Annotated in this window: 24 protein-coding genes; 14 read left to right on the top strand and 10 right to left on the bottom strand. The window is 61.0% G+C overall.

Annotated elements, in window-relative coordinates:
* The first annotated feature begins 140 nt into the window (after positions 1-140).
* The 5 genes from CXY75_RS02890 (at position 141) to CXY75_RS02860 (ending at position 8,494) form a co-directional block, all read left to right on the top strand.
* Complete coding sequence (locus CXY75_RS02890; protein WP_104081355.1) at positions 141-752, top strand: recombinase family protein; 612 nt, start codon at positions 141-143, stop codon at positions 750-752.
* 83 nt (positions 753-835) lie between these two features.
* Positions 836-1,936 carry an NAD(P)-dependent alcohol dehydrogenase gene (locus CXY75_RS02885; RefSeq protein WP_104081354.1) on the top strand — a complete coding sequence of 367 codons (1,101 nt, stop codon included), beginning with the start codon at positions 836-838 and terminating at the stop codon, positions 1,934-1,936.
* A 734-nt stretch (positions 1,937-2,670) separates the two neighbouring features.
* Positions 2,671-4,794, top strand: a complete 2,124-nt coding sequence (locus CXY75_RS02875) for a hypothetical protein (RefSeq protein ID WP_104081353.1) — start codon at positions 2,671-2,673, stop codon at positions 4,792-4,794.
* Positions 4,795-5,418: 624 nt separating this feature from the next.
* On the top strand, positions 5,419-7,269 hold the full coding sequence (locus CXY75_RS02870) for an ATP-binding protein (protein ID WP_104081352.1): 1,851 nt from the start codon (positions 5,419-5,421) through the stop codon (positions 7,267-7,269).
* A 916-nt stretch (positions 7,270-8,185) separates the two neighbouring features.
* On the top strand, positions 8,186-8,494 hold the full coding sequence (locus tag CXY75_RS02860) for a hypothetical protein (protein ID WP_104081350.1): 309 nt from the start codon (positions 8,186-8,188) through the stop codon (positions 8,492-8,494).
* Position 8,495: 1 nt separating this feature from the next.
* On the opposite strand, the gene CXY75_RS02855 is transcribed toward CXY75_RS02860, so the two are convergent.
* Positions 8,496-8,918, bottom strand: a complete 423-nt coding sequence (locus CXY75_RS02855; protein ID WP_146069343.1) for a hypothetical protein — start codon at positions 8,916-8,918, stop codon at positions 8,496-8,498.
* Between the two features lie 308 nt (positions 8,919-9,226).
* Here CXY75_RS02855 and CXY75_RS02850 point away from each other — a divergent pair, with 308 nt between their 5' ends.
* From CXY75_RS02850 to CXY75_RS02835, 4 genes are all read left to right on the top strand, one after another.
* A complete protein-coding gene (locus CXY75_RS02850; protein WP_104081348.1) occupies positions 9,227-9,466 on the top strand; it encodes a hypothetical protein in 240 nt (79 codons plus the stop codon).
* The gene (locus CXY75_RS02845) at positions 9,454-9,636 is read left to right on the top strand and encodes a hypothetical protein (RefSeq protein WP_104081347.1); all 183 of its coding nucleotides are present in this window, start codon (positions 9,454-9,456) and stop codon (positions 9,634-9,636) included. The genes CXY75_RS02850 and CXY75_RS02845 overlap by 13 nt, the downstream gene beginning before the upstream one ends.
* A gap of 244 nt (positions 9,637-9,880) precedes the next feature.
* Positions 9,881-10,270, top strand: a complete 390-nt coding sequence (locus CXY75_RS02840) for a hypothetical protein (RefSeq protein WP_146069342.1) — start codon at positions 9,881-9,883, stop codon at positions 10,268-10,270.
* 64 nt (positions 10,271-10,334) lie between these two features.
* A complete protein-coding gene (locus CXY75_RS02835; protein WP_104081345.1) occupies positions 10,335-11,381 on the top strand; it encodes a YhcG family protein in 1,047 nt (348 codons plus the stop codon).
* Positions 11,382-11,449: 68 nt separating this feature from the next.
* On the opposite strand, the gene CXY75_RS19665 is transcribed toward CXY75_RS02835, so the two are convergent.
* The 3 genes from CXY75_RS19665 to CXY75_RS02825 all read right to left on the bottom strand — a co-directional run bounded on the left by CXY75_RS19665 (position 11,450) and on the right by CXY75_RS02825 (position 12,631).
* On the bottom strand, positions 11,450-11,614 hold the full coding sequence (locus CXY75_RS19665) for a hypothetical protein (protein ID WP_158251094.1): 165 nt from the start codon (positions 11,612-11,614) through the stop codon (positions 11,450-11,452).
* 200 nt (positions 11,615-11,814) lie between these two features.
* Complete coding sequence (locus CXY75_RS02830) at positions 11,815-12,075, bottom strand: glutaredoxin domain-containing protein (protein ID WP_104081344.1); 261 nt, start codon at positions 12,073-12,075, stop codon at positions 11,815-11,817.
* A gap of 247 nt (positions 12,076-12,322) precedes the next feature.
* Positions 12,323-12,631, bottom strand: coding sequence for a hypothetical protein (locus tag CXY75_RS02825; protein ID WP_104081343.1), 309 nt, complete (start codon positions 12,629-12,631; stop codon positions 12,323-12,325).
* A 183-nt stretch (positions 12,632-12,814) separates the two neighbouring features.
* On the opposite strand from CXY75_RS02825, the gene mobC reads away from it, so the two are divergent.
* The 5 genes from mobC to CXY75_RS02800 all read left to right on the top strand — a co-directional run bounded on the left by mobC (position 12,815) and on the right by CXY75_RS02800 (position 17,019).
* Positions 12,815-13,258 (top strand): plasmid mobilization relaxosome protein MobC, encoded by a 444-nt coding sequence (gene mobC, locus CXY75_RS02820; protein WP_104081342.1) that lies wholly within the window; start codon positions 12,815-12,817, stop codon positions 13,256-13,258.
* A complete protein-coding gene (locus CXY75_RS02815; protein WP_104081341.1) occupies positions 13,255-14,898 on the top strand; it encodes a relaxase in 1,644 nt (547 codons plus the stop codon). Before mobC ends, CXY75_RS02815 begins: the two co-directional genes overlap by 4 nt.
* Positions 14,899-14,912: 14 nt before the next feature.
* Positions 14,913-15,782 (top strand): hypothetical protein, encoded by an 870-nt coding sequence (locus CXY75_RS02810; protein WP_104081340.1) that lies wholly within the window; start codon positions 14,913-14,915, stop codon positions 15,780-15,782.
* 191 nt (positions 15,783-15,973) lie between these two features.
* A complete protein-coding gene (locus CXY75_RS02805; protein WP_199182341.1) occupies positions 15,974-16,300 on the top strand; it encodes a hypothetical protein in 327 nt (108 codons plus the stop codon).
* Positions 16,300-17,019 (top strand): RES domain-containing protein, encoded by a 720-nt coding sequence (locus CXY75_RS02800; RefSeq protein WP_104081338.1) that lies wholly within the window; start codon positions 16,300-16,302, stop codon positions 17,017-17,019. Before CXY75_RS02805 ends, CXY75_RS02800 begins: the two co-directional genes overlap by 1 nt.
* Before the next feature lie 29 nt (positions 17,020-17,048).
* Here the strand turns inward: CXY75_RS02800 and CXY75_RS02795 are convergent, their stop codons facing one another.
* Genes CXY75_RS02795 through CXY75_RS02770 form a run of 6 tightly spaced genes read right to left on the bottom strand, consistent with a single transcriptional unit; the run spans position 17,049 to position 24,790 of the window.
* Positions 17,049-17,471 carry a DUF4913 domain-containing protein gene (locus tag CXY75_RS02795; RefSeq protein ID WP_233201691.1) on the bottom strand — a complete coding sequence of 141 codons (423 nt, stop codon included), beginning with the start codon at positions 17,469-17,471 and terminating at the stop codon, positions 17,049-17,051.
* Positions 17,468-19,279, bottom strand: coding sequence for a type IV secretory system conjugative DNA transfer family protein (locus tag CXY75_RS02790; protein WP_104081337.1), 1,812 nt, complete (start codon positions 19,277-19,279; stop codon positions 17,468-17,470). Before CXY75_RS02790 ends, CXY75_RS02795 begins: the two co-directional genes overlap by 4 nt.
* A complete protein-coding gene (locus CXY75_RS02785) occupies positions 19,276-20,952 on the bottom strand; it encodes an ATP/GTP-binding protein (RefSeq protein WP_233201690.1) in 1,677 nt (558 codons plus the stop codon). The genes CXY75_RS02790 and CXY75_RS02785 overlap by 4 nt, the downstream gene beginning before the upstream one ends.
* Positions 20,952-22,451, bottom strand: a complete 1,500-nt coding sequence (locus CXY75_RS02780; RefSeq protein WP_199182340.1) for an SCO6880 family protein — start codon at positions 22,449-22,451, stop codon at positions 20,952-20,954. The genes CXY75_RS02785 and CXY75_RS02780 overlap by 1 nt, the downstream gene beginning before the upstream one ends.
* 15 nt (positions 22,452-22,466) lie before the next feature.
* Positions 22,467-24,071 (bottom strand): hypothetical protein, encoded by a 1,605-nt coding sequence (locus tag CXY75_RS02775; protein WP_233201689.1) that lies wholly within the window; start codon positions 24,069-24,071, stop codon positions 22,467-22,469.
* Entirely contained in the window at positions 24,068-24,790 is a 723-nt protein-coding gene (locus CXY75_RS02770; RefSeq protein ID WP_104081336.1) for a hypothetical protein, read from the bottom strand. Before CXY75_RS02770 ends, CXY75_RS02775 begins: the two co-directional genes overlap by 4 nt.
* Positions 24,791-24,820: the final 30 nt, after the last annotated feature.

Below are 24,820 nucleotides of genomic sequence, written 5' to 3'. Positions count from 1 at the left end.
TCCTGAATCCGTCACGTTTGACTGTTTCTGCATCGCTTGCGATACGGAGACTAAATGACTGGTTGTGTGACAGTTTCTGTCCTCCCCAAGAGCGCAATCACTCTGTCATGTAATCGAACGTATAAATGACAGGAGTCAGCATGCTCGTTGGGTACATGCGGGTCTCGAAGGCTGACGGGTCGCAGAGCACTGATCTTCAGCGCGATGCGCTTCTGGTTGCCGGCGTCGAGGCGAACGACTTCTACGAGGACCATGCCTCCGGTAAAAAGGATGACCGCCCGCAGTTGGTGGCCTGCCTGAAGGCGCTCCGAAAGGGCGACACGCTCCTGGTGTGGAAACTCGACCGACTCGGCCGAGACCTACGCCACCTAGTCAACACCGTCCATGACCTCACCGACCGCGGCATTGGCCTCAAAGTGCTCACCGGCGAGGGCGCAGCGATCGACACCACGACCGCATCCGGGAAGCTTGTCTTCGGGATCTTCGCTGCCCTTGCCGAGTTTGAACGGGCCCTGATTTCTGAACGCACTGTCGCAGGGCTCGCCGCGGCTCGTGCACGCGGACGTACCGGAGGGCGACCGTTCAAGATGACGCCAGCCAAAATCCGCCTGGCTATGGCGGCGATGGGTCAGAAAGAGACGATAGTAGGCGACCTCTGCAAAGAGCTCGGCATCACCCGGCAGACCCTGTACCGCCATGTCTCCCCATCGGGGGAGCTGAGACCAGATGGTGCGAAGCTTTTCTCCAGATAGAGCAAATTGTGGCCGATCTGAAAAAAGAGCAGACTGATAATGGCTAGCGCGACATTGCGCCGCGGGCCGGAGGGATACATTCAATGAAGGTAACCGCTGCTGTCGCTCTCGCCAAGGGCGAGCCACTTGTGATTCAGGAGCTCATTCTCGATGCGCCTCGCGCCACGGAGGTTCAGGTGCGTATGGTCGCTTCGGGTGTCTGTCACACTGATGCCATCGTGCGTGATCAGCTGTATCCCACCCCTCTGCCCGCAGTGCTCGGCCACGAAGGTGCTGGGATCGTCGAGGCTATTGGGGAGGGCGTGACGAGTGTCGAAGTCGGCGACCACGTGCTTCTGAGCTTTTCCAGTTGTGGGGTGTGTTCTTCCTGTGTCTCTGGGCATCCCTCGTACTGCATCCACCTCTACGACCTTGATTTCGGTGGTGCCCGTCCCGATGGTTCGACCGCGTTCACTGCTGACGATGGCACACCGGTCTCCTCGCATTTCTTTGGTCAGTCGTCGTTTGCTTCGGTCAGTAACGTCGCCGAGCGCAGCGTTGTGAAGATTTCCAAGGATGCGCCGTTGGAGCTTATGGGTCCGCTTGGTTGCGGCATTCAGACCGGGGCGGGCGCCGTGCTCAACGTTCTCCGGCCAGAAGCTGGCAGTAGCATCGCCATCTTTGGCTCTGGAGCGGTGGGAATGTCCGGCCTTCTCGCGGCTGTCGTTGCTAACGCCACGACGATCATCGCCGTCGACATCGTCGACAGCCGGCTCGAGTTCGCCAAGACGCTTGGCGCCACCCACACCATTAACAGTAAGGACGAGGACGCGGTCGCGCGGATTCGTGAAATCACCGGTGGCGGGGTGAACTACGCCCTCGATACGACTGGCAACAAATTCGTTTTCGCCCAGATGACTAAATCCCTGGGTGTCCTTGGACATGGTGCCCTCGTCGGTGCGGCGGCGCCTGGCACCGAGGCACCGATCGACATCGGCAGTCTGCTGCTGACCGGGCTCAAGATCAGCATGGTGATCGAGGGTGACTCCGTGCCGCAAACCTTCATCCCTCAGCTGATCTCGCTTTACGAGGCTGGCGTGTTCCCGTTTGACAAGCTTGTCAAGAAGTATGACTTCGCTGATATTAACGAGGCCTTTGCTGATAGCGAGAGCGGCGTGACGCTCAAGCCGGTCGTCATCTTCTAGATCTACGTGTGGTGCCTGTCCTGACCATTCGCGGTAAGCGACACCGGCTGGTGGCCGGCTGGTGCGGCGGATTCCTGCTGCACCAGCCCACTTCTTTGCCGACGGTCCGAACCGGTACGTTCCTGCCAGCCCCCACCAAGTTGGCGAATGTTGTTACATCAGCTTGTACGGATGGACAGGCAGCCGGCCGTGATCGAGTGAAAAAGACTTCACGCGTGTTTGAAAGCAGACACCGGCGAAGGCGAATGCTGGGGGTGGTTTCACAGTAGCGCCGCGACCTTATGCGTGGTGGCTTGTCCGGAAGGCGAGCATGTTCTGCGTTGAACTGGGGCAGTGATGCTCGGATACCGGAGATACCGGAGATACCGTTGTCGACGTATAGGTCGTCGCGCCGGACGCTAACGGCGAGGATATCGATCCGGAGTCGGTCGGGGGACAGCTATCGTGTGGACGCGCGCGTAACCGATCAGTTTCGTCATTTCTGCTCCGGGGGTGTCTCACAACTAACGGTGAACACCACAGTTCAAGCATGTGGTTATGCGACGTGGTTATGAGAATCGGCGAGTCGCCAGATTCCAGCGATTTTGAAGAAACGCGGGTCCCGGCGGTGAGACGTCTTGTATCTGTAGGGTTATGAGATTGATGAATTTGCTCGTAGTCGCTCCCGCGCCACGTCTTTAGCGGAAACTACTGTCGCGCGTCGCTGCCAAGATGATCTTGGAACAGGGGGCGTGATGAACGAGTCGATTACAACGCTGGATGAGCATGAGAGCACGGGGCGGGACATGCTTTCGGCCGCCCACGTGCTGCTGAGTTCAGAGCGAATAGCAAACGAACAGGAGCTGCTGGTTTCTACGTGTGTTGAGGTCCTCTCCTCGGGGCCGGCGCCTCTCAGCGCGATCCATTCAGGGGTCAACTTGATCTGGCCGGGAGCACATCTATCCATCGAGAAGATTGAGAACGCGCTCTCGTACGCTCAGCGAGGCGGGGTCATAACGACTCAGCAAGCCTCAACCGGAACGGGCTGGGCATTGACCCAGGCCGGAATGGTCGAGATCCAGGCGACGCAATCCTGGTATTCCGACGCATTGGGCCGGCTGGCCGCTCAAATCCAGGAGCGTGCAACACAAGACTTTGGCGGTGTGACTGGTGAGCAGGCGGACCTGTGGGCAGCGATCCTCCTTCGAATCTTCTCGGATGCGATCATAACCAGTCCAGATGCGTACGGCGGAGCCATCAATAGAGCTGCGAGTGGGAATGTGCGTCCAGTTTCTCTTGATGGGTCGCAGATGCGAGAGGCCATCAATCGTCTGGACTCCCCGGAGGGAACAAGAGAATTCCTAGGGGCTTGTCTATTAGCGGCAGTTGATGAGTCAGATCCATTTGGAAACGAGATCGTCAACTACGTAGCAACCAGCTGCGTTCTGCACTCGATAGTCGCCGGTCGTTCCCGGGCATCAGCACAAAATGACCTTGGATCTCTCGTCGGCCAGCGCATTGTCCTTGACACCCCAGTGCTGGTTGCATACCTAGGCCCAGACGACACCGCGGCGCACCTTACCTCAGTCGTTCGCCTCTCCCTCGAATTAGGTATGGAGGTAATTGTTCCCCAACATGTTCTGAATGAATTGAATGAAGTCATTGATCGAGTAGAAGGCCAGCACATCCCGGGACTCTTGCAATCCTTGCAAGGGGGAGTTAGCGCACGTGTCTATGCGAGCAGCGTCAATGAACAGGTACTCGAACTCTTCCTTGAAGCCGCAGAAGCCGGCCAATACAGAACCTGGGATGACTTTGCTCGACGAGCTCGGGGAATCGAGTCCGAGTTGTCATCACTTGGAATAACGGTCAGAGGCCATGAGAACATCGCTCGTCAGAACGTGGACAAATTAATTGTTGAACTCACAGAGGTGATCACTAACACATCCAGCAATCGAGGAGCCAGGCAGATTGCCCGAGACGCCGAGTCGATGGAACTTGTGTGGAGAGCACGGAGGCGATCCTCTCGAGATCAGACAAATCTTTGGCCAGGCGGATGGATCATCACCCACGACCGAAAACTCTCTCCTGCATATCGCAAAGCCAACAGTCGTGATCTAGAACCGCTAGTTCTAAGCCCCGGACAATGGGCAACCCTCGTTACGGAATCGGCGCCAGCGCCAGAGGTTCGAGAACTCATCGAGGCAGCCGCTTCATTTTTACGACAAGAAGCGGTTTTGCGGATTGCGGTCAAATATCCGCCCGACATTGCACTCGATCTCGCTCAGACCCTTTCTCAAGGGTCAGTGACAGAAACCGACATCAGAGTGGCGCAACTGACGCTCGTTGATCTCCTCGACGGGGCATCGTCTGGCGTGCCGCAAAACGGAGAGTCGATTTCGACATTCGTTGCCAACAAGCGGTCGAACCGTCAGGCTATTGCAGCTAATGTGCAGCGAAACGCGTTCGTTACCGAAAGGAAGCGAATGGCTGATACTGTCACGCGCAGCGTTGCCGAGCTGTCCGTAGCATCCTCCGCAAGAGCAACCGCGGAGCTATCGGCGCTCACGTCGCAAACCGAGATAGACCGCCTCCGGTCGGAAAGAGATGACTTAGAACGGGAAAAGTCCGAATACGTGGCGCTCAACGGTAGACGAACACTGCGAGTAACTATCTCAGTATTAGGTGTGATTGCTGCGGCTTTTCTCTTCGTGCTCGGATTACCGGGCTTCGCCATCGGCACCATTGTCGGGCTATTTATTTTCTTCAATCAGTCGCGTGAATGGGCGACCGATAAAGGGGTAGCAAGTGGGAGACTAGCATCCGCTTTGCCGCCAGAAATCTTAGGTCTTTGGGACATTATCCAAGGCCTACAGTAGCCCGACTATCTTTGACGCGTCTTCGTCCTATTCGTGCCAGCTTGTCTTGGAACCTCGCTGCCTCAGAACAGGTTGATGTAGGACGACTCGAAGCCCGGTAATGCGACATCGTGCGGCCACGGAACGCCGCCATTTATCACCAAACTCCACAAGCCTGTAATTCAGGCGATGGTCGCGGAGTGCCGGAGGCTGGGCGCTGACGCTTCTGCAGAGCTATCAGGGGAGGCACCGGTGGTGCCTCCCCTTTTCGATTACATGCTGGCGCAGTGCTTACAAAGCGGCCAGTTATTGGTGCCGGGCCGCTTGTTAGAGGCGGGGATCTGCTGTCCACTGGGGCAGTTGTTGTGAGTGTGGTGAACGTCGGGATCGGTTGCATTCGAGGAGTGGTACGGAGATACGCGCATTTCAAGCTCCTTGCCGTGGTTTGCCGCCATGTGCGGCAATTCCAAGCGTAGGGCTGGGCGCAGACGTCGAAAACAAGGAATCGCCACATAGTTGTGCGGTCTTTCCGTTCCTCATTTCGTTAAAACCGTTGCATGGGCCGAGGTTCAATGTAGATCGCCATGCGCGGCTATCCCGAAGAGGGGTAGAGACTCCGATGCAGCGCGCGTCGAAACTGTACCTATGCAGCTAATTGGCGTCTCCTTAGAAAATTTCCGATGCTACCGCGATCGGGTACACATCCCCTTAGGCAAGTTCGTGGCTCTGATCGGGCAAAATGACGCCGGTAAATCGACTGTTCTTGAGGCCTTGGCCATTTTCTTTGGGACTCGTAAGCCAGACCGCGATGACGCGAGCAAGCATGGTGAACGCACCGCTATGACGATTTCGTGTCAGTTCGGAGATTTGCCAGACGAGCTAATTATCGATTCGACGAACAGGACCACTCTCTCCGCGGAGCATCTCCTGAATCAGGAAGGCGTGTTGGAAGTGGTGCAGGTCTTTGACGGGACATCGAAAGCCCCAAGCAAAAAAGTGTACCTGCGTGCCTACCACCCGAGTGTTGAAGGCGCGGGTGACCTGTTAACGCTCACCAGACCCAACCTCAGCAAGCGCGCCAATGAATTGGCAGTGGACTTAAGCGAGGTGAACGCGAGCGTCAACGCCGAGTTGCGCGCCGCGATACGGGGATCGTTCCTTGATCTGAAGCTCGAGGAGCGCCTTATTCCTGTCAGTATCGAGGGTACGAAAGAGATCTATAGCAAAATACAGCAGGAGCTACCTTCTTTCTTCCTGTTTGCGGCCGACCGTCCCAGTACCGATCAGGACGTCGAAGCCCAAGACCCCATGCGGGCGGCAGTTGAGATCGCAATCGCTGGTCAGAAACCGGCACTGGATGCCGTAGCGAAGTCGGTGACAGACCAGCTCGAGCTCTTGGTCACTAAGACAATCGAGAAGATCAGGGCTATGTCGCCATCGATTGCGGAGGGACTGTATCCACGAATCGGGGAGGACCTGAAGTGGGAGTCGGTCTTCAAAGTCTCGCTTCATGGCGAATCGGACGTTCCGCTAAACAAGAGAGGTAGCGGTGTACGACGAATGGTGCTCTTGGGATTTCTCCAAGCTCAAGCAGAGTTGAAGAGTGCCGGCGCAAACGTCATTTACGCAATCGAAGAACCTGAGACAGGGCAGCATCCAGATCAACAGCGCGCTCTGCTCAGCGCCGTGCGGGATATTGCCGAGCGCGAAGGGAGCCAAGTGATCCTGACTACGCACACGCCTACATTGGGCCGTTTGATTCCCGAAAAATCGCTTCGTTACATTCACGTTCCAGAATCCGGCGGGCGGCAAGTGCTACCTGGCGGGGACGAAACTTTTAGGGCTGTCGCGCACGCACTGGGGATTTTACCCGACCACCGGGTGAAGGTCTTCGTCGGTGTCGAAGGAAAACACGACATGTCTTTTCTGGCACTAATTTCTCGAACACTTTCCAAAACAGATCCGTCGATCGCCGATTTAGGTGCGCTTGAGGAGCGCGGTGAACTCATTTTTGTGCCTGCGGGCGGCAGCAATGTCGCGTTATGGGTATCACGTCTCCGCCACCTATCTGTGCCGGAATTTCACCTTTTCGACAGAGACACCCGCCCGCCCGCCCATCCCAAGTACAAGACCTACGAGGATGAGCACAACCTGCTTGCCGGTGTAGAGGCCGTTCACACGGAGCGCCGTGAGCTTGAGAATTATCTCCATCTTGATGCCATCGTGGCTGCGCGGCCTGAGTATGCGTTTGTGACCGTAGATATGTGGGATTCTGTGCCGCTTATGTGTGCTCAAGTAGTTCACGCCAGTGTTGAAGATGCGGGCGCTTGGGAGGACGTAGAGAAGGCTAAGAAGAAAAGTAAGTCCAACAGCGCCAAGTCATGGTTGAACAGCGAGGCAGTCGAACGCATGACCGATGAGTTGGTCGACGCTACCGATCCCCGCGGCGACCTGAAGAAGTGGTTGCGCCGAATTACCGAGCTTGTCAGGCAATAGATCGCGGACTTATGCCGAAATGCGATTTTCACGATGCCTTGGGCCCTTGCCAGATGCTGCATAACCAAAGCGTCCTCTAAGCCATGGGTTATGAAACTTGTTCGGCGCTATACAGGTCGTGCTCGACACCTGGTCGTTCACCGCCGATTGATGGACCTATATGAGGACATTTATCGGCCAGATAGGAGTCATATGTCGATCCGAATGAGTTTCGTAGGTGGCTCAATTCGGCGATCCAGAACTCAGGGTGAATCGCGGCGCCTCATCGCGGTGATAGAGGCGACGCTCGACCTCTTCGCGTAAGCCTGAGTCGAACTGTGCGCGTGCCAGACTGATGGTATTAAATAATGGAGGTTGGCGAGATGCGGTCAAAGACACTTGCTGCCGGGTTGCTGATAGTCGGATTCCTTTTGACGGGATGTAGCTCAGTCTCGGGTGGAGCTCCAATCTCGGGTGATGCCCCAGACTCGATTGAGCAAGCGCGTGTCGTTCTGGGGGGTGGACACACTTACGACGAGGTTCAGGTGGCTACCGATGCGGCTCTGCAATCAGCCGGAGAGAGTCTTACGGATTCGAACCGTGGAAGTGCCTGGAGTTCGATCCTCAAGGTCGAGAAGGGACTTGTCGAAAAGGGTTACCCCGCGCCGGACTCGATGACGGTAATGAAGTGTATTCCAGGGTCGATTGCCAACCGTGGAGTTAGCTTGACTGAGGCCGTTGCGTATTGTTCTCTCGAAATTGCCGGCATCCCGGAGTCTGAGTGGTAGTACCTACCGCGCGCCTTAGATTGGCTCGCGGTGGTTGGCAAACGGCCTGCCGAAAGTGTAAGAGGAGTGACAACTCGGCCTCGGCTCGTTTCCCTAAAGGGGGAGGCAAACCAGGGTTTTTTGTGTTGTGGCGCGGATAGGCTGCGGGGATGAGCCGACGATCGCATCACCGTGCCCCCGCTTCGATCGGCACGGCCGCCCTCGTTATTGCTCTAGTCGGGTGCTCCGGCGGCGACGATCCGGCGAGCGTCTGCACAGATGCGATCGCCGACCGTATGGGCGCGGTGTTCACAGACGTTCAGATCACAGAGAACATCGAGACGCCGGTTGCCGCGGATGTCCGTGGCACATACGCCGGCGGTGGAGGGTTCGCGTGCGGGCTCTCGCTCCACCCTCTGGCGCTCGAGCAGGCGCTCGTGTTTCCGTTCGACGGCCCCACGATCACAGTTGAGCTGTAACTCAGGGCTGGAACGAATCCATGTCCGTGCACGCCGACGTCGCTTCATAGCCGCCGCAGTATATTTTGAGCGTCATCTTGTCAAGGTATAGACCGTCTGTCAAGCCGTATACGAACGGGTGTTCGACACCGCCAGCGTAGAGGTCAGCGGGGCTTTCGCACGCGTAAAAAAGAGGATCTAACGCTGCCGTAAATGCGGCCTCGTCGTCCTCAAGGCCGCTGTCGTACATGGTGTGCAGGTCGACTTCCGCCTTTGAGAAGGCGGAAGCGCAAGCGGTGGTCAACTCGTAGGCTGCTGCGGCTGACTCTGCAGTTGCAGCCGGCTCCTGTTCCTTTGGCGAAGTATTTTTGCCGGTGTCGTTGGTGCACCCCGTCAAAGTCAGTAGTAATAAAGCGGCCGCGGGTGCGACGAAACGGATCTTCATGGTCCCCCCATTTTTTGGCCAGTTTAGCGTCGATGCACCGGCCGAGTTTGTCGGCTGCAGCGCGGCACCACTCGTGGCCGTGGACCACTGGGCCGACATCCGGCCCGACCTTATCGAACTCTGGCACAAAGCAGAGCCCTCGAAGGGTGACCACGTCACGAATTCCGTGCAGGGTCCTGAGTCCCAAAAGCCCTTGGCTGGCCTGGACCGCCCGCTGCGCGGAGCTCGTACATGTCGCTCAGTAAGTTCGACCCATTGTCATGCAAGGAGTCTAAAGTTACTATAGTTTCGGTCCGAGGAGGCGAGTCATGCTCGACAAGACGGACCTGCTGCAGGCTCTGCGGCGTCACTGGGAGTACTCAGGCAAGGACGAGGACGTCGCCCAAGAGATCTACCACGACGACACTGTGCTGGAGTTCCCTCAGTCTGGCGAACGGTTTGAAGGCGTGGAGAACTTCCGCGAATGGCGCCGGCAGTACCCAGCGAGGCTCAATTCCACACTCGACGAATCACTCATCGTGCCGACCTGGTGGTTGTGGAGAACCTGATCAGCTACGACGGCGCGCCATGGATGTACACCGTCAGTCTGATGGAGTTCAGGGGCGACCGGGTTGCGCACGAGCGAATCTACATCATGGATGGCTGGGATGCCGCGGAGTGGCGCACCGCGTGGCGCGCCGACGCTCTCGTAGACCCGCCGCCCCCGCCACTTGCCTAGTTCGACTAGTTGTACATCTTCGATGTAAGCCTTGGCGGTCGCGTCGGTCATTAGGGGAGCCCTATCCGGCAGATTCTGCAATAGATGCATTACTACTTGTCATAATCGCGATTATCGGTCATATCACCCGACATATCACCCGACATATCACCCAACATATCACCTGTCATATCACCCAACATCTAACCTGCTGTGCTGATAAGTTAGAAGCCTCGAAGAGGCAATTCACAGGGGGTGGATCATTATGAGTGACATGGCACGTGGCTCTGGTTCTCGCGTCGCCGCCGATGCGGCTCATGCTCGATCTGTGGGGTTGGATGTTGCTGCTATCGCTTTGGCTTTGCAGGGAGCTTTTGGCCAGGCGCTTCTAGGGGTAATTGTTGGCAAGGGGGCCCGCACGATCGCTCGTTGGGCAAGCGGGATGGTTCGGCCGCCGTATGCGAGTGAGCAGGTGCTGCGAGATACGTTCCAGGTGTTGGAATTGCTCATCTCGGTTGAGCCGACCGAAGTCGCCCGAGCTTGGTTCATGGGGATGAACCCACAGCTCGATGATGCTTCGCCGGCCGAGGCGCTCTCGGATGGGCGGTCCAAGGACGTGATGGCGGCGGCTCGCGTTTATATCGGCGGACGCTAACGAGTCACTTCTAGTCGGAAGCCCAGTGACCGTGCTGTGAACTTGGGCGGGAGACAATGAAGGCATGGCTCGTGTTGAGATTGTTCTCCCTGATGGATACGCCGCGTTTCTTGGCGGGCTGAAGCGAAGGGTCCGAGACGCTCAAGGACATGCACAACGCACGATCAACACTCAACTCATCGAGCTGTATTGGTCTTTGGGCCGGGCCATCGTCACTGAGCAGGAGCAGCAAGGTTGGGGCGCTGGCGTGATCGAGCGTTTGGCCGGGGATTTGCGTGTCGAGTTTCCCCAGATGACCGGGTTGTCCCGCAGCAATCTGCAATATATGAGGGCGCTTGCTGCGGCCTGGCCTGCACACGCAAATGTCCCACAGGCTGTGGGACATTTGCCGTGGGGACACGTTCGGCTGCTCCTGGACAAGCTCGAGGATCAGGACACACGTGAGTGGTATGCCACGGCTTCTGTGAAAAATGGTTGGTCTCGCAATGTCCTGCTGAATCAGATCAAGAACCGCACTCTTGAAAGAACGGGCGCCGCGCCATCAAACTTTAGCGCCGAGTTGGCGCCCGCGGATTCCGATCTGGCCAGGCAGATCGCCAAAGACCCTTACGTCTTCGACTTTTTGAATTTGACCGAAGACGCGGCCGAACGCGATCTGGAACAAGCACTGATGGACCGGATCGTGGACACTCTCCGCGAGCTTGGGACTGGGTTCGCTTTCGTGGGCCGCCAGGTACATTTCGACGTTGCCGGCGATGACTTTTATCTCGATTTACTGTTCTTTCATATTGAGCAACTGCGGTACGTTGTCATCGAACTCAAAACGGGGAAGTTCCAACCGGAACATGCTGGCAAACTTGGTTTCTACGTCTCGCTCGTGGACGACAGGCTCCGTAGAGACGCTCACGCGCCTACCGTTGGCATACTTATCTGCGGCGATCGAAACGATCACACAGTCCGGTACGCACTCGGGCGCTCGGGCTCTCCCATGGCAGTGTCCACGTATACATATGATTCCTTGCCACCTTCGGAGAAGAATGCGCTCCCAGGCGCCGATGAGCTCGCAGCGGCTTTGGGGTGGGAGGGGGAAGTCCAGGAGCCGCACGCGTAGCTGCAAAGCCACTTGCGATGGACCGGGGCTCGGTGCTGAAGTGATCTGCCGCGATCAAGAATATGGCTCTATGCCACGGCTTGGGTTTTTTGCCAGCGCATGACGTCTGCTGTGTTGTAGCGCACGAGGCCCCAGCCGATTGCGTGGTATTTGGGTCCGGTGTTGCCGTGTCTCAGGGTGCTGAGTTTCTCGAGTGAGATTCCCAGGGCATCGCTGGTTTGAGCAGGTGTCATTAGGGGTGAGGCTGGTGAGGTGTAGGCCGCTTTGATCAATTGGTTTGGTCCTTTGTGAGCGTGTTGGCGAAGGTGTAGCTCTGGCGTCCGTGGGAGCGAAGGCCGTCGCGGCGTGCCGTAAATTTTCGTGCCCGCGCTAGGTGTTCCAGGTCGCTGACGGGCGGGGTTGTCTGCGGGGTGCTGATTTTCATCGCCAGGCCTTACTTGCCGGCGAGTGTGGGGTGGTCGCGTAGGGCCGTGATCTTCGCGATCAAGTCGGGCCGGAAGCCTGACCAGGACAGCACGCGGGCAACAACAACGGGCGCCGAGGTGTAGCCGAACTGGTGCATCAGGTCGGTGGCATGCGCATCCGTTGTGAGGTCGATGACGGTGTACGGCAGGTCGGCGGCGTCGAGTGCGCGGGTGGTCATCGTGCACTGCATGCAGTTCGGCAGTGTGCAGACGGTTAGCGGTTCGATCATGGTGTGGTCCTCTCTTATAACCCCATTGCCTTTTGGCGCACGCCGTTTTACAGCGTCAGGGGTGAATTGGCCAGGGATCGTGGAATACCGCAAAGGAGCGGAGCGAGTGAGGATATGCCGCGAAAGCCCTTGCCAAGAGAGGAATGATGCGTACGATAAACAGCCGAAAAGGCAACGGAAGTTGCACGAACAAGCCCCGTCGAGCTGTGCTCGACGGGGCTTGTTCGTTACAGGTAAGAGCCGGAGGCTACGCCTCAGTGTGTGGGGTCGTGACCGGGGCGGTGGTGCGTCGTTTGCGTGCCTTCGGTGTGGACTGGCCGGGTGCTTTGACGCCGGTAGCGCGGAGGTCTTTTTCGCTCCATCCGGAGGCCAGTGCTGCACTCCAGGCGTGTTCGTGAGCGAGGGTCGCCAACTTCAGTTGCTGGTCTGCGCTGTCGTATTCGTTGCCGGCATCGGCGAGCACGCGTACTGCTTCTACGCGGGTGTCCACGTTCGCTTCAATGATTGCCCGCGCTCGCGCGGCTGCATCTTCTGGTTTCACATTCGCATCGCTCATGGTCCCCAGATTACAGGCCTGACACACGCCTCGGCTGAGTGTGTCTCAGCTTCGTTTCATCGAAGCATCAAGGGCGGAAACGCTCCATACCGGCGGTGCCGATTTGGAGCAAGCTATACATTTACCGGTGGTAAATGGCTTCAAATTCTGGACGCCGCGCGCCGGAATTGGCATACTTGACGTATGTCCCCGATTTTCGGGGTCGCTGCGCTGGGCCAAGAGGAGGCGAACACGATGACGGAGAAGAACGAGCGTCGCTTGTTTGGTCGTCAGCGCCGCGCCAATGTTGAGGGCGGGCGAGAGAAGAGTTACCGGGTGTACGTGACGGCTGAGGAGGATGTTCAGTTGCGGGCTCGTGCGGTGGTTGCTGATGTGACGGTGCCGCGGTTGTTGTTTGAGTCGGCGATGAACGCGAACATTGAGACGACGACGGATCGTCAGGGTGCGATTGCGGAGTTGTTCGTGGTGACCCGGTTGATGGCGAATGTCTCGAACAACGTGAACCAGTTGGCGAAGTTCGCCAATACGGAGGGTGCGTTCCCTGACACTGCTGCCGCTGTTGTGGCTGAGTACCGTGCGCTCGCCGTCAAGGTTGAGGATGTTATTGACAGGTTGGCCGAGTCATGATGCCGAACATTCGGCGGGGCGGCCAGATGGGCGGCCTGATGGTGTACCTGGCTGGGGGCGGGCGGCACAACGAGCATGAGGAACAGCACCTCGTCGCTGGCGACTCCGCGATCATGGCGCAGCACGGTTACAGCGTGTTGGACACCAACACTGCCCTGGCGATTGCGCGGAGCCTGGACGCTCCACGTCGTGCGTTCGACGTTGAAGTATTGCGTATGGTGAAGGATTCTGACCCTGTTACGGGCGAGGTGACGAGTAAACGTGTTGCCGGGGATGTGTGGCATTGCTCGCTGTCGTTGCGCGCCGCAGAGGGACAGCTCTCGGATGAGAAGTGGGGAACGATCGCAGAGGACTTCGCTGATCGGATGGGCTTCACCGAAGCGAGCGGTAAGGCCGCGTGCCGTTGGGTCGCGGTGCGTCACGGACTGTCCACGAACGGCAACGATCACATTCACCTGGCGGTGACTTTGGTGCGGGAGGACGGTACGAAAGCGACGACGCATAATGATTTTACGCGCGCCCAGGAGGTGTGCCGCGATCTTGAACGGGACTATGGGCTCGAGCAGTTGGAGAGCCGTGGGGTGGGTCTTGGAGAGCGCGGCGTGAAGCCTGCCGAGCGTGAGCGCGCCGCGCGTTCGAGCGCCGTTGAGGTGGATGCCCACAAGTTGGAGCGTTCTGTCCGGGCGGCGGCGACCGCGTCGGTGGACGAGGGCGAATTCGTTCGCCGGCTGCGCCGTGGTGGAGTGCTCATCCGGCCTCGCTACGCCGCCGGGCGCGATGACGTTGTTGCCGGCTATTCGGTAGCGGTGCGGCCGACGGGTGGGGAGAAGCCGATTTGGTATGGGGGTGGCCGACTGGCCCGTGACCTCACTTTGCCCAGGCTCCGGGAGGGCTGGCCAGATAGCCCCCAGACGGCGCAGGGGGCCGTGGATGAATGGCGGGCCACGGCGAAGAACCCGTGGGAGTATCGACCTGTCGCACCGGGCCGGGAAGAGTCGATGCCGTCCCCGGAGATGTGGAAGCAGTACAGCGACGAGATCGGGCAGCTCCGCAAGCAGCTCCGCGACGTTCCCGTGACGGATCGGGCTACGTGGGCGCATATCGCCCGCGAGACGGCCGGTGCTTTCGCCGCGTGGTCGCAGCGCGTCGAGGCGACACCCGGACCCCTCGCGCAGACGTCCCGGGAGCTGGCCCGGTCAGCGCACCTTCGGGCCTACCAGTCACGGCCAAAACCGGCCCAGCTGGGGTCAGCGTCGAACGCCGCCATGATTCTCATGCAGGCAGCCAGCGGTGGTCAGGGCACGATGGCTGAGGCAATCATGCTCCGGCAGCTGGGCCGTGTGTCCGTGGCGATTCTTGACATGCACAGCGCGGTCGGTGACGCCCGCCGGGCCGAGCACGTCACGATGATGCTGCGTAACCAATTCGCCGCAGTCACCGACCGCCTGCCGATGCTGCCCAGCAAGTCCGCACAGCCGGACTCACGGACACAGACAGCGGACATTCCGGTCGTCGTGCGACAGGCGACCGACGGTCTCGCGGCGCCGGGGACCGGTTTGCCGGTGCCAACCACGCTGCAACCCACCAAGCGTAAGACTCCAGCCACTCCGCGCGAGCGTGACGGTCTGGGCAGAGACTAGACGAAAGGAAGATCATGGCCGAAGAAACAGACGGTGTGGGCGAGATGTTCGACGATTCGCTGCGCATCGCACTGACCGTTGCGTCGCAGTTTGGAGAACGTATCGCCCGGCTGCGCGAGCAGCTGGCGCGACAGCGCGAAGCAAGCGCAACCCAGGAGGCGCGCGAGCTGGAAGCACGCTTTGAGGCTGAGCGTGGAGCCGCCCGAGCCAGCCTCGCACCGGTCGCGCAACCCGAGTGGTGGAATCAAGCCAGCCCCGAGGACATCGCCGGTGTGCACGAGACTGCCGCGGCCTGGCGCGACTTCGACGACGTTGCCCATGACGCCGGCGACACCATCAAACACGAAGTGCAGGAACGCTACGGCATCGACATCGACTCCCCCGAAGCGGACCCCGCTGCCGTAGCTGCAGCGCTCCGGGACGCAGAACGCGACCGTGCCGATGCCGTTACCGAGCGGCAGCGAGCGGGCGACGACCTCACCGCGAGCCAGCTCCTCTTCGCCAACGCCGACCGTTATGAGCGTGAGGCTCAGGAAGCGGCCGATCGAGACTGGAATACCAGCGACCTCGACGGAGCCGACAGCTCGGACCTCAACACTCGCGATGAGGAGCGCAAACGGGCCACCGAAGCTACCGACCAGACACGCGTCGAGCGCGGCTCGGGGGAACTGGAATACGACAGCTCAGAGCGGCGCGCGCGATTCGCCGCGAGCCTTGAAGGCAAGGCCGACCAGAAGACGATCAACGCCCGAATCCTCGCAGACGGTGAAAACGCCAAACACCCGCGAGAGGCAGTCATCTCCCAGTCGGGCAAGGCCGCTAAACCTCGCCGCAGTAGTAAGAGCGGCGTGCAACAGCGGGACCGCGGCGGGCTCTCCCGGTAATTGTAGGGCGTGCGGCACTTCTTCCCGTCGGTCTGCTGACTACCTCCTCGTACCTGCGTTGCAAGGTATTGAGGCTGGTATTGAGGGTGGTTTCATAGTGGTGCATTTGAGGGTGGATGTGCGATGATGGGTGTATGGAATCCATCGCGACAGTGAGTCTGAGGGCGTATAACGACTCGATTCGGCAGGACATGCCGCAGATCGTCGATGATTTGCGTCATGTGCTGGGTGCGAAACTGGTCGCGTATATCGCGGCCGTGACGGAGACTCGAACGGTCCGTGAATGGGTCACAACCGGACGGCGGCCGGCGCCGGCGGCCGAGCAGCGGTTGCGTCTGGCGCACCGAGTGGTGACGCTGATTCGTGCGAGTGAGGGTGTGGGAATCGTCCCGACCTGGTTCCAGGGTATGAATCCGATGTTGGGCGATCGGTCGCCCGCGCGGATGCTGCGCGAGGATGATTTCGACGACGCGGGCCCGCGGGTGCTCGCTGCGGCGACTGCCTTCGTCGGCGCTTGATGGAGTTGTTGCCGATCAGGACGGTCGACGCTGCCCACGCGGCTGTGTGGCGGATTGGGCGCGCCCCCGAGCCGTGGATGTGGGTCGATAAGGAGTACGCCTTTACCAACCGATGGGACGACATCGATCGGGTTTTCCGTACCGTTTACGCTGGCGATAGCCGCTACGCGTGCTTCGTGGAGGTGCTTGCCTACGCTCGCCCGGATCGCGTGGGTGACGTCGACGTGGTCAACGCCGTTGGCATCGTGGAAGATCCCGACGACCTGACCGAGTTCCCCGTCCCTCCGGCGAGTGAGATACCCCGCGATTGGTTTAGCAGAAAGCGGATCGGCTTCGCGACCCTGGACGGCGTCTACGCTGATGTGCGCGCATCGCAGACGATTGCTGCCCTTCGCCCGCATTTTCTCCGGCTCGCGGACAAGCTCGGATACCCGGACTTCGACGCGGCAGCACTCAAGAGCGCCGAGCCGCGCGAACTGACCCAACGGGTCGCGAAGCATTTGTACGCGCATGCCGGCGACGACGGCCGGCTTCTCCTCGATGGAGTGCGATTCGCATCTCGGCATGGCGACGAGCTGGCCATGTGGGCCATTTTCGAACGGCCAGGCGACGACCCAATCAGTCGGCAACTATCCCCAGCGGCCCCTGACCCGATCTTCAACGAAGACGACGACCTACTGCGAGCCTTCCAACTTCACCGGTTGCGCTGGAAGGATTGAATCGCCCGGTCCTTCGGGCTGCGGCCGTGTCAGTTGGCTCGCATGTCGGGGAAGAGCCCTTCTGGTGGGGCGGTGTAGGGCAGTGGCTCGCCGGGTTTGTTGGTGTCCTCTGATTTCGCGAATGGTCCTTCTGTGCTCATGAGGATTGGCATGTGGTGGTCGGCGTGTTCGATCCACCAGGTGCTTGATCCGGTGGCGCCGTCGAGCCTCAGGTGCTCCCACGCTCGCCAGAGGGCGTCGATGCGGGCGAGGGCTTCGGGGTAGTTCCACCAGTTTGCGGCCCATCGGAAGCTGGCGTTGCCGGGGCCGACGCGGCGGGAGTACATGTGTCGGAGTCGGTCGCGCATGAACTCGTCTGACGATCCGTAGAACAGCTGCGGCACGGCTTCTTCTGAAGCTTCCGTGTCGTCGTCATCATCATCATCGTCGCGGAGTGCGTCGAACTCGCTCACAGGTCATCCTCCTGTTTCGGGGCCTCATTCGACCCGGCTTGCGTGCCGTTTGCCGGTACCGGGGGCTCGTCGACCGGCGCCGGGCGGCGTGACGGGTCGTGTGCGGCGATGGACGCGCGGACGGCGTCAGCCTGGGGGCCGCGCATCCAGGGCACTGTTTCGATCAGTGTTGCGGGTGCGCCGGAGGCGAACACGACGGCGCGGCCGCGGGGCAAAGCTCCCAGGTCTGCGACGTCCAACGTGCGCTCGCGCTGCACTTGGTGGGATGTTGACCGGTTTCCTCGGCCGACGCTGGTCGAGGTTGTGTGTTTGTCGTAGTCGCCGACCATTTGGGAGAGTTCGTTGAGGAATTCTGGTTCTTTGACGCCGCCGCCGTAGACGGCGATGTTGGAGGCTGACCAGAGTTTGCGCATGCCGTCTCTGCCCCAGACTTCGACGCCTTGTGACCATGACTGCAGAATGGTCATGAGGACGATTCCTCGTGAGCCGTAGTGGGAGTACAGGTCGGGGAGGCCGTGCCAGCGGCATACGTTGGCTGCTTCGTCGAGAACGCCGAGCAATGGAACGGCTAGTCGTCCGCCGGGCTGAGTTGTGGCTAGTTCTTCGGCGGCTTCGACGGTGGCTGCGGTGAGAGCGGTGACGAGGGGGCCGGCGGTTCCTTTGCCTTCTTTGGAGAGGCTGTAGAGGGTGTCGCGGCTGCGTACGAAGGCGTGGGGGTCGAACTGTGGCCGGAGATCCCCGGTCATGTTGCCGCCGAGGGGTGTCACCCAGTGCCCGATCGCGCGGACCTTCAGGCATGACGCCATCTGCGCGGCCGTTCCGTAGACGCTGTCGCGGCGTCGCGGTTCGCCGTTGACTTGGCCGTCGACGGCGTCGGCCATCTGGTCGTATCCGTGAGCGCGCAGAATGTCGACAGGAGCCTCATCGCCGGGCGTTGTGGTCCAGGTGAACACCTTGGTGATGGGTAGACCGGCTACGGCGGCGGCGAGGAGGAAGCCGGCCAGGAGGTCTTGGCCCGCGTTGTCGAAATACGGGTCGGCGCGCGAGTCGCCGGCGCGAGAACCGGTAGCGAAGTGCTCGGCGAGCTTTGCGGCCTTTACGTCGTCGGTGACATAGCTGAGGGGGTTCCACCACCACGTTGGTTCTTCCAGCGCGATGCGTTGCGGGTCGAACGCCCACACGCGGCCGCCGCCGGCGGCGCGCACATCACGGGTGGCGTCCAAAACGTCTCGTTTGTTCGACGTGGTGAGGACGGCGCCTGGGGCGGACAGGATGGCTGGGATTGCGCGGCTGGTGGATTTTCCGGTGCGGGGCCCCCAGATGTCGACGTGCATATCTTCGGGAGATCCGTAGAGCTTCTGCCGTCCGGCAACGGTGATGCCGATGGGGACGCCGAGCCAGTCGGTGACGCCGAGACGATGAGCGGTCGCCCTCGCGCCCGTAGCTGACAGCGCGCGAAGATCGCGCCCCTTGCCCATGTAGGTCGCTGCTCCGTCGACGTTGCTACGCCGCCGCCGGGCACGCGAGACCGCTGCGGCGACGAGGATGCCCAGGACGAGGACCGCGACGAGCGTGGCCGCGAGAATCCACGTCCCGGACGCCGGCCAGATTACGGAGCCTCCCAGCACGCCGAAAAACAGCCCGAACGGGTCACCGGTCAGGTCGGAGTTGACCCCGTCCAGCTGTGAGCCCCACGTCACGGCCACCCACACGGTGCCCAGGGCCACAGCCACGAGCGCGAGGCAGACGATCAGCATGATCGTCTGCCCGTCTACGCCGTTCTGGTTTCGCCTGTTCGATGCGCTCATGCCGCGCTGTCCTCTTCGTCGGCTGTGCGGTCGGCTTCGCCATCGACGTCATGCCGGGCGTCGTCGGTGTTGCCTTGTCCACTGATGGGGTTGGACTCGTCGGGTTCGGGGAACGAGGATGCGGGGTGCCAGAGTTTGTTGGTGTCGTTGATGGCGCGTTCTGATTCGATCAGTTCGACCTTGACCGGGATGCCCGGGTGGCCGCCGACTTTGATGAGGAATTTGCCACGGCCGGGAGGGTCAGATTCGCGCCCCAACCCGGTATCCCACGTGCCGGGATCTTGCCAGGACGTGAGGAGTTCCTGTTCGGCGCGCGAGAGTGGAACGGCGCTGGTGAGCATGGGCATTTCCGCGCCCGGTAGACCGCCAGCGATCACCATGCCAGACCGCTCAACGAAGCCGCGTGCCTTCATCCGGTCGGACTCACTCGGCAAGGAGAGAAGGTCGCTCATCGTGTGCGAAATCATCGCGAGGCCCACGCCGCGTTGACGGTTCAGCCGGGTGAGGGCGTCGACCCGGTCGACCATGCCCGCTCCCGCGCGCAGCGCCCGCCAAAGTTCGTCGAGGACGACCAGGTAGTGACGGCGTGGCTCGAGACCGGCGTCAGCCAGAGCGTTGGCAATGTTCACGGTGCCAAAGCCCGCCGACCAGCAGGCCAGAAGAATTGCGGCCTGCATGTCGGTGTCGGAGTCATCGATCGAGGACACGTCGTATACAACAGGGCGATCCCTCATCATGGGAACATCAGTGGGATGGGCGAAGGTTTCGCCTAAACGTCCGCCCGAGGTGAGGCTGATGAGTGAGGCCTCCAGCTCCTCCGTGATCTTCTTGTACCGCTCAAGGTCGCCACGGTCCAGGGCGACGGCGCGCACTTCTGCGGGTGCTTCCTGAATCACGCGCAGCAAGTCGCCGAGCACCGGGATGCCTTCGTTGCGGTCGTCGAGGACGGTGAGGGCGCGGTCGATGATGGCTTCCTCGCGGGCGGACGGTGGGTCTTTGCGAAGGATCGTGAGCAGGGCCGACACCATCGTTTGCCGGCGGCCGTGAGCATCCGCGAGCACCATTTGACGCTCCTTTTCCTTACCGGCGAGGCGCAGCCGTTCGGCGGCCGCGGTGGCTTCGCCGGGATCGAGGATGTTCAGGTGCCCGCGGCCACGGCCGAGGGTGATGACTTGCCCGCCGAGAGCGCGGATCATGTCGACGTAGTCGGGTTTGAGATCGCCCAAAACCAGCGGCAGGTTTCCGAATCCTGCTCCGCCGGCGGCCATCCGTCGGATGAGCGTTGACTTGCCCAGGCCCGGCAGGCTGAGCACAAACACCGAGGGGTTCGAGATGAGGCCGGCGTCTTGGAACCAGGAAATGGGATCGGCGCACACGGTCGCGCCGGTGAAGAGTTGGAGGCCGATCGGTACGCCGATCATCGGGGTTCCTGTTCCAACGGAGAAGGGGTGCAGGCCGCACACCTGCACGGTCGTTCCGCGCCACTCATCTGCCGGCTGGATAACGGTGGACTCACCCCGACCGCGCCCCAACCAGCCCCGAGGACCGGGACGACGGATAGCGGGCTTCTTCTCCGTGTCTGCCTTCGTCTGCTTGGCCGTGGCCAGCTCGCGCGGCTTCGACGTGAGTTTCGAATTCGCCGCATTGCGCCGGGTGGAATCAATCGCGGGCATTACAACTGCTCCCTAACCTCAGACGGAATCCGCAGATGTTTCGGCAGGACCAGGCCGAGCGGAAGTGCGGCCGCGAACGCGGAGTCCTGAGAGCCGTGCACGATGCGCAGTCGCAACCGGGCTGTAGCAGAGAGGTTGTCGATTGCGGCCTTCGCGTCAGCCTCGTGGGCGGCGCCTGTCACAGTGGCGGTGACGAGCATCCCAAAATTGACCAGACCAGCGCCCGATGCTTCCTCCTGCGCCGTAGCGAGAGCGGCCCGTGTTGCGGTCATGCTCCGTGCCGTGGGCTTGTTCGAAGACTGCACATTGAACGTCGAGGCGCGCACGTCTGCCTCGACGATCGCCGCAGCCTTGGCCGCATCAATCGGCCGGTAGAGCAACGTGACACGCTTCCGCGCGACGTCACGGTGCGGCGCGAGCAGGCGGGCCAGAATGCTTGAGGGGACATTGCCGCGCGGGGCGCCGCTCATCATCCACGTCACCGACAGAGCCGAATCGTGCCGGTAGGTGTCCCAGTTCGCCTGATGGGCGGTGGGGCCAACCTCCGGCCAGTAGAGCTCCGGCGGCTCACCGGCCGCGTTCGCGTCGTCGATGAGTCGTGCTGCCGCCGGGTCATAGGCAACGCGGATGACTTCACAAAGTTCTTGGGCGTTCAAAGGACGCGTTGCCCCCGCGCCCGTCGAGGACAGGCTCTGCGTGAGGCCGGGCAGGCGCGAGGCCAGCTCGCGGCCCATGTCATCGGGGGTGCGCTTCTTCCCTCCGACGCGGGCAGCCGCATTGAACGTGATGGCGACATAGGCCTTGATCGTCGCCGAACCGGCCGGGTACTGCCGCACCAAGTCATGAAGGATGCTCGTAGCAAATTCCGGGGCGTCTGGATCAATCCGACTGTTCACTTCGCGGCGGAGCCGCGTGCCCGTGTCGGGAGCAGTTTCAATCGTTACGGAGACGGCCTCGATGCCGGGTTCGTCGCCGAGGCTGGCGAGCCACATGCCCCATTCGGCAACCCACACGTCGACCTGTTCGCGGTCGACGAGCGCTGCGCCGTCGGGCTCCGTCGCGATGACGACGGTATAGTCCGCGGTAGTGGGCACCTGCAACAAGGCGAACGGACGGTTGTAGCTATCGCGCCACTCCGTCAGCCGGGAGCCCGCGGCCAAGCCGGGCAGTTGCGCTGTGCCCCACTCGGCGCGGCCGAGCGGCCCGGACCGGTAGATATGCGTCCCCGTGCTCTTGGTCACCATCCACCCGACCCGGGTGGTGGCCCGCATGAGCAGGCTTTGACCGTGCTTGTCTTTGACTGCGACTGTCAGAAGGAACATCCCGAACACGAGCGCCGTGACGACGCCGTTGAGAATGTTTGAAGCCATCGTCACGATGACGCTGAAACCGGCCCCAACGAACAAAATCGCCGTACCGATTGACCCCAACCCCAGAAGACCAGCGGTCTTGGGTTTCGTCCAGTTGCCGTAGCTGCGCGGTGCGCTATGCGTTGTCATCGAGGAACCTCCTGCTTAGGAACCGCTAGGTCCGGTTGAATCTTCGGCCGCCGCCTTCGCGGCGTTGGCGGCGCCCTTGGCTGCGGCTCCCGCCATCTGTGCGCCCATCACAATGGGCGCGGCAGGCCCCGCTGCAGCTGCAGCCCCACCTGCCGCAGCACCTCCCCCAGCTGCCGCGCCCCCAGCTGCTGCTGCGCCACCGCCTGCTGCCCCAGCTCCTGCGGCAGAAGCAGAGCTGCCCCCAGCACCGGAGGGCGTCGGGGTCGGAGCCGCGGGCTTGCCACCGCCGGGCGTGCTTGAACCGGTCGGAGCATCGCTGCTGCCACCACCTCCACCTCCACCGCCGCCGGTGGGGGTCGATGACGAGCTACTCAGGCGCTTGATCGCGCCACTGGCCAGTTCGCCGCCGATCGCGCCCGCTGCGCCGGCCAGCGCCATACCCGCGGCACCGCCGCCGGCGACAGCACCCGTCATGGGAGCGACGAACTTGAGTAGAGCGGGCAAGGCGATGAGGGCCATGAGCATCAGCGCGAGCCCGGTGAGGATCGTCCAAATACCGCCGCCGTCATCCTTGAACGCGTCCGTGCCGGTGAGGCTGAACGCCGCTGCATAGATGAGCGCGGCTGCGGGCTTGTAGAGAATGAAGGCGATCGTCCAGCCGATCACCTTCCCGAACCATTGCTTGCCCATTTGCGTGTTCGTGAAGCTGGCGGTCAGCGGTAATACGCCGGCCAGGATGACCAGCAGCCCGCCGCGTACCACCATGAGTGCCACCTGGACGTAGGTCATCAGCAGCGCTATTGAGCCGAGAATCAGGATTCCGATGATACCGATTCCGGACTGTGCGGAGAGAGCAACCATCACGGCGATGTTTGTTCCGAAGCAGTTGGATTCACCAGCGACCGACACGTCGCAATCCGTCGCGCCGTTGAGGATCCAGATCGAGAACGCATCTGCGGCAGTCGTAGCGAGGGTGACGATTGCAAGGCCGGTCCCCGAAACCACAATGAGGGTAATCAGTGACTGGATGAGATCCTTGCCCGGCTGTGCACGTTGTTCCCACGCCATTCGAATGCCGCCGATGATCACGGAGAGGACAGCCAGGCCCCCGACGTAGTACCAGAGCGAGTTCTGTAAGAACCCGACGGTCGACGATGACCCCTCGGGCGCATTCGCACCCAAGAGCCCACCCACAAGCGCGGACGCACCCGAGACGAGCAAGATCGCTATGAAGATAACCCCGAGGGTGCCCACATGACGGAAACCCTCACCGCGACGGCTCCGAAGAGCGATGGTCGCGCCGAGGGCGATGATCGACAACACCGCAAGCGTGAGCCCGATGAAGGTCACGTATCCAAGAATCGTGGTGAAGGAATCTGACCCCGGAGGCGCTGTTAGCGTCTCAGTCGTGCCCTCACCGGCCGTGAGAACGGGGGTCGGCACCGCAACCCACATCGTCCCAATACTCGCCAGAGCCTTCCCGAAACCTTCCAGAACGCTGTTGGCCAACTCCTGAACAGCATCGTTCGACGCATTCGCAACGACGTTCCCGATTGCGTCACCGCCTACACAGAAGATGTCAACCGGAGCACAGCCTTCGTCGGCAGCCGTGTGATTCACGCTCCCGACCACGGGGTGTAGCCGCCGAGGTTAGCGATGGGTGCTGGTGATAGGGGGAGCACGCCGGCGTCGGTCATCTGTATTTTCCAGTCGCCCTCCGCCCAGACGAGTTTGAGTGGCAAGCTGACCAGCTCGCCACTCGAATAATTGACAGCCAAATCGACGGTCGCATTTTTTGCTGAGTAGCTACCGATCTTGTAGCCCGCCACTTGCGCGCGAAGCGTTGAACCCGATGATTCTGAGCCGGCCGCGATGAGGGCGTCTCTTCCGGGGCCTGGTGCGACCAGCTGCGGGAGCCGATCGCGCAGGGAGGCATCCGTTCCCATAGCTGCAAAATTCACTGCCAAGAAGAGAGCGCCTTCGGCGGTGTGCGCGTAACAGGTGCGGAGCCCGTCGATGATGTCAGCGGGGCCGGCCCCGTCCGGCTCGGTCGGAGCCGCAACAGTTCCCACGAGCTCCCAGTCATTTTCGGGCGCTTGAGTCAGGGTGTTCGTGTTCTCGAACCCGTCGAGTCCGCATACGCTCTCGTCGGAAGCATCCGCAGTGGGTGTCGACGACGTTGATGGGCCATCTGTCGGTTGTGCGGTGTTATTGCCCGTGTCGCGGGCGAGCGACGTCACGAGGACGATGATCGCGGCGAGGACGATGATTCCGACGACGATTGCGGCGGCGACGAATCCCGGTCGTGAGAGTGGGTTTCTTGGTTCGGTGTTCGTCATGCTCAGTCCTTCGCGCGATTGGTACCAGTG

The sequence above is a fragment of the Cryobacterium sp. Y11 genome, assembly GCF_002929535.1.
Lineage (GTDB): Bacteria > Actinomycetota > Actinomycetes > Actinomycetales > Microbacteriaceae > Cryobacterium.
The sequence above is the reverse complement of the archived record's forward strand: the minus strand, read 5'-3'. Positions and strand labels throughout refer to the sequence as shown.

What these genes read in the sequence shown, in the direction of transcription:
- CXY75_RS02890 (WP_104081355.1), top strand. Translation starts at nt 141, where the DNA reads ATGCTCGTTGGGTACATGCGGGTCTCGAAGGCTGACGGGTCGCAGAGC.
- CXY75_RS02885 (WP_104081354.1), top strand. Translation starts at nt 836, where the DNA reads ATGAAGGTAACCGCTGCTGTCGCTCTCGCCAAGGGCGAGCCACTTGTG.
- CXY75_RS02875 (WP_104081353.1), top strand. Translation starts at nt 2,671, where the DNA reads ATGAACGAGTCGATTACAACGCTGGATGAGCATGAGAGCACGGGGCGG.
- CXY75_RS02870 (WP_104081352.1), top strand. Translation starts at nt 5,419, where the DNA reads ATGCAGCTAATTGGCGTCTCCTTAGAAAATTTCCGATGCTACCGCGAT.
- CXY75_RS02860 (WP_104081350.1), top strand. Translation starts at nt 8,186, where the DNA reads ATGAGCCGACGATCGCATCACCGTGCCCCCGCTTCGATCGGCACGGCC.
- CXY75_RS02855 (WP_146069343.1), bottom strand. Translation starts at nt 8,918, where the DNA reads ATGAAGATCCGTTTCGTCGCACCCGCGGCCGCTTTATTACTACTGACT.
- CXY75_RS02850 (WP_104081348.1), top strand. Translation starts at nt 9,227, where the DNA reads ATGCTCGACAAGACGGACCTGCTGCAGGCTCTGCGGCGTCACTGGGAG.
- CXY75_RS02840 (WP_146069342.1), top strand. Translation starts at nt 9,881, where the DNA reads ATGAGTGACATGGCACGTGGCTCTGGTTCTCGCGTCGCCGCCGATGCG.
- CXY75_RS02835 (WP_104081345.1), top strand. Translation starts at nt 10,335, where the DNA reads ATGGCTCGTGTTGAGATTGTTCTCCCTGATGGATACGCCGCGTTTCTT.
- CXY75_RS19665 (WP_158251094.1), bottom strand. Translation starts at nt 11,614, where the DNA reads ATGACACCTGCTCAAACCAGCGATGCCCTGGGAATCTCACTCGAGAAA.
- CXY75_RS02830 (WP_104081344.1), bottom strand. Translation starts at nt 12,075, where the DNA reads ATGATCGAACCGCTAACCGTCTGCACACTGCCGAACTGCATGCAGTGC.
- CXY75_RS02825 (WP_104081343.1), bottom strand. Translation starts at nt 12,631, where the DNA reads ATGAGCGATGCGAATGTGAAACCAGAAGATGCAGCCGCGCGAGCGCGG.
- mobC (WP_104081342.1), top strand. Translation starts at nt 12,815, where the DNA reads ATGTCCCCGATTTTCGGGGTCGCTGCGCTGGGCCAAGAGGAGGCGAAC.
- CXY75_RS02815 (WP_104081341.1), top strand. Translation starts at nt 13,255, where the DNA reads ATGATGCCGAACATTCGGCGGGGCGGCCAGATGGGCGGCCTGATGGTG.
- CXY75_RS02810 (WP_104081340.1), top strand. Translation starts at nt 14,913, where the DNA reads ATGGCCGAAGAAACAGACGGTGTGGGCGAGATGTTCGACGATTCGCTG.
- CXY75_RS02805 (WP_199182341.1), top strand. Translation starts at nt 15,974, where the DNA reads ATGCCGCAGATCGTCGATGATTTGCGTCATGTGCTGGGTGCGAAACTG.
- CXY75_RS02800 (WP_104081338.1), top strand. Translation starts at nt 16,300, where the DNA reads ATGGAGTTGTTGCCGATCAGGACGGTCGACGCTGCCCACGCGGCTGTG.
- CXY75_RS02790 (WP_104081337.1), bottom strand. Translation starts at nt 19,279, where the DNA reads ATGAGCGCATCGAACAGGCGAAACCAGAACGGCGTAGACGGGCAGACG.
- CXY75_RS02785 (WP_233201690.1), bottom strand. Translation starts at nt 20,952, where the DNA reads ATGCCCGCGATTGATTCCACCCGGCGCAATGCGGCGAATTCGAAACTC.
- CXY75_RS02780 (WP_199182340.1), bottom strand. Translation starts at nt 22,451, where the DNA reads ATGACAACGCATAGCGCACCGCGCAGCTACGGCAACTGGACGAAACCC.
- CXY75_RS02770 (WP_104081336.1), bottom strand. Translation starts at nt 24,790, where the DNA reads ATGACGAACACCGAACCAAGAAACCCACTCTCACGACCGGGATTCGTC.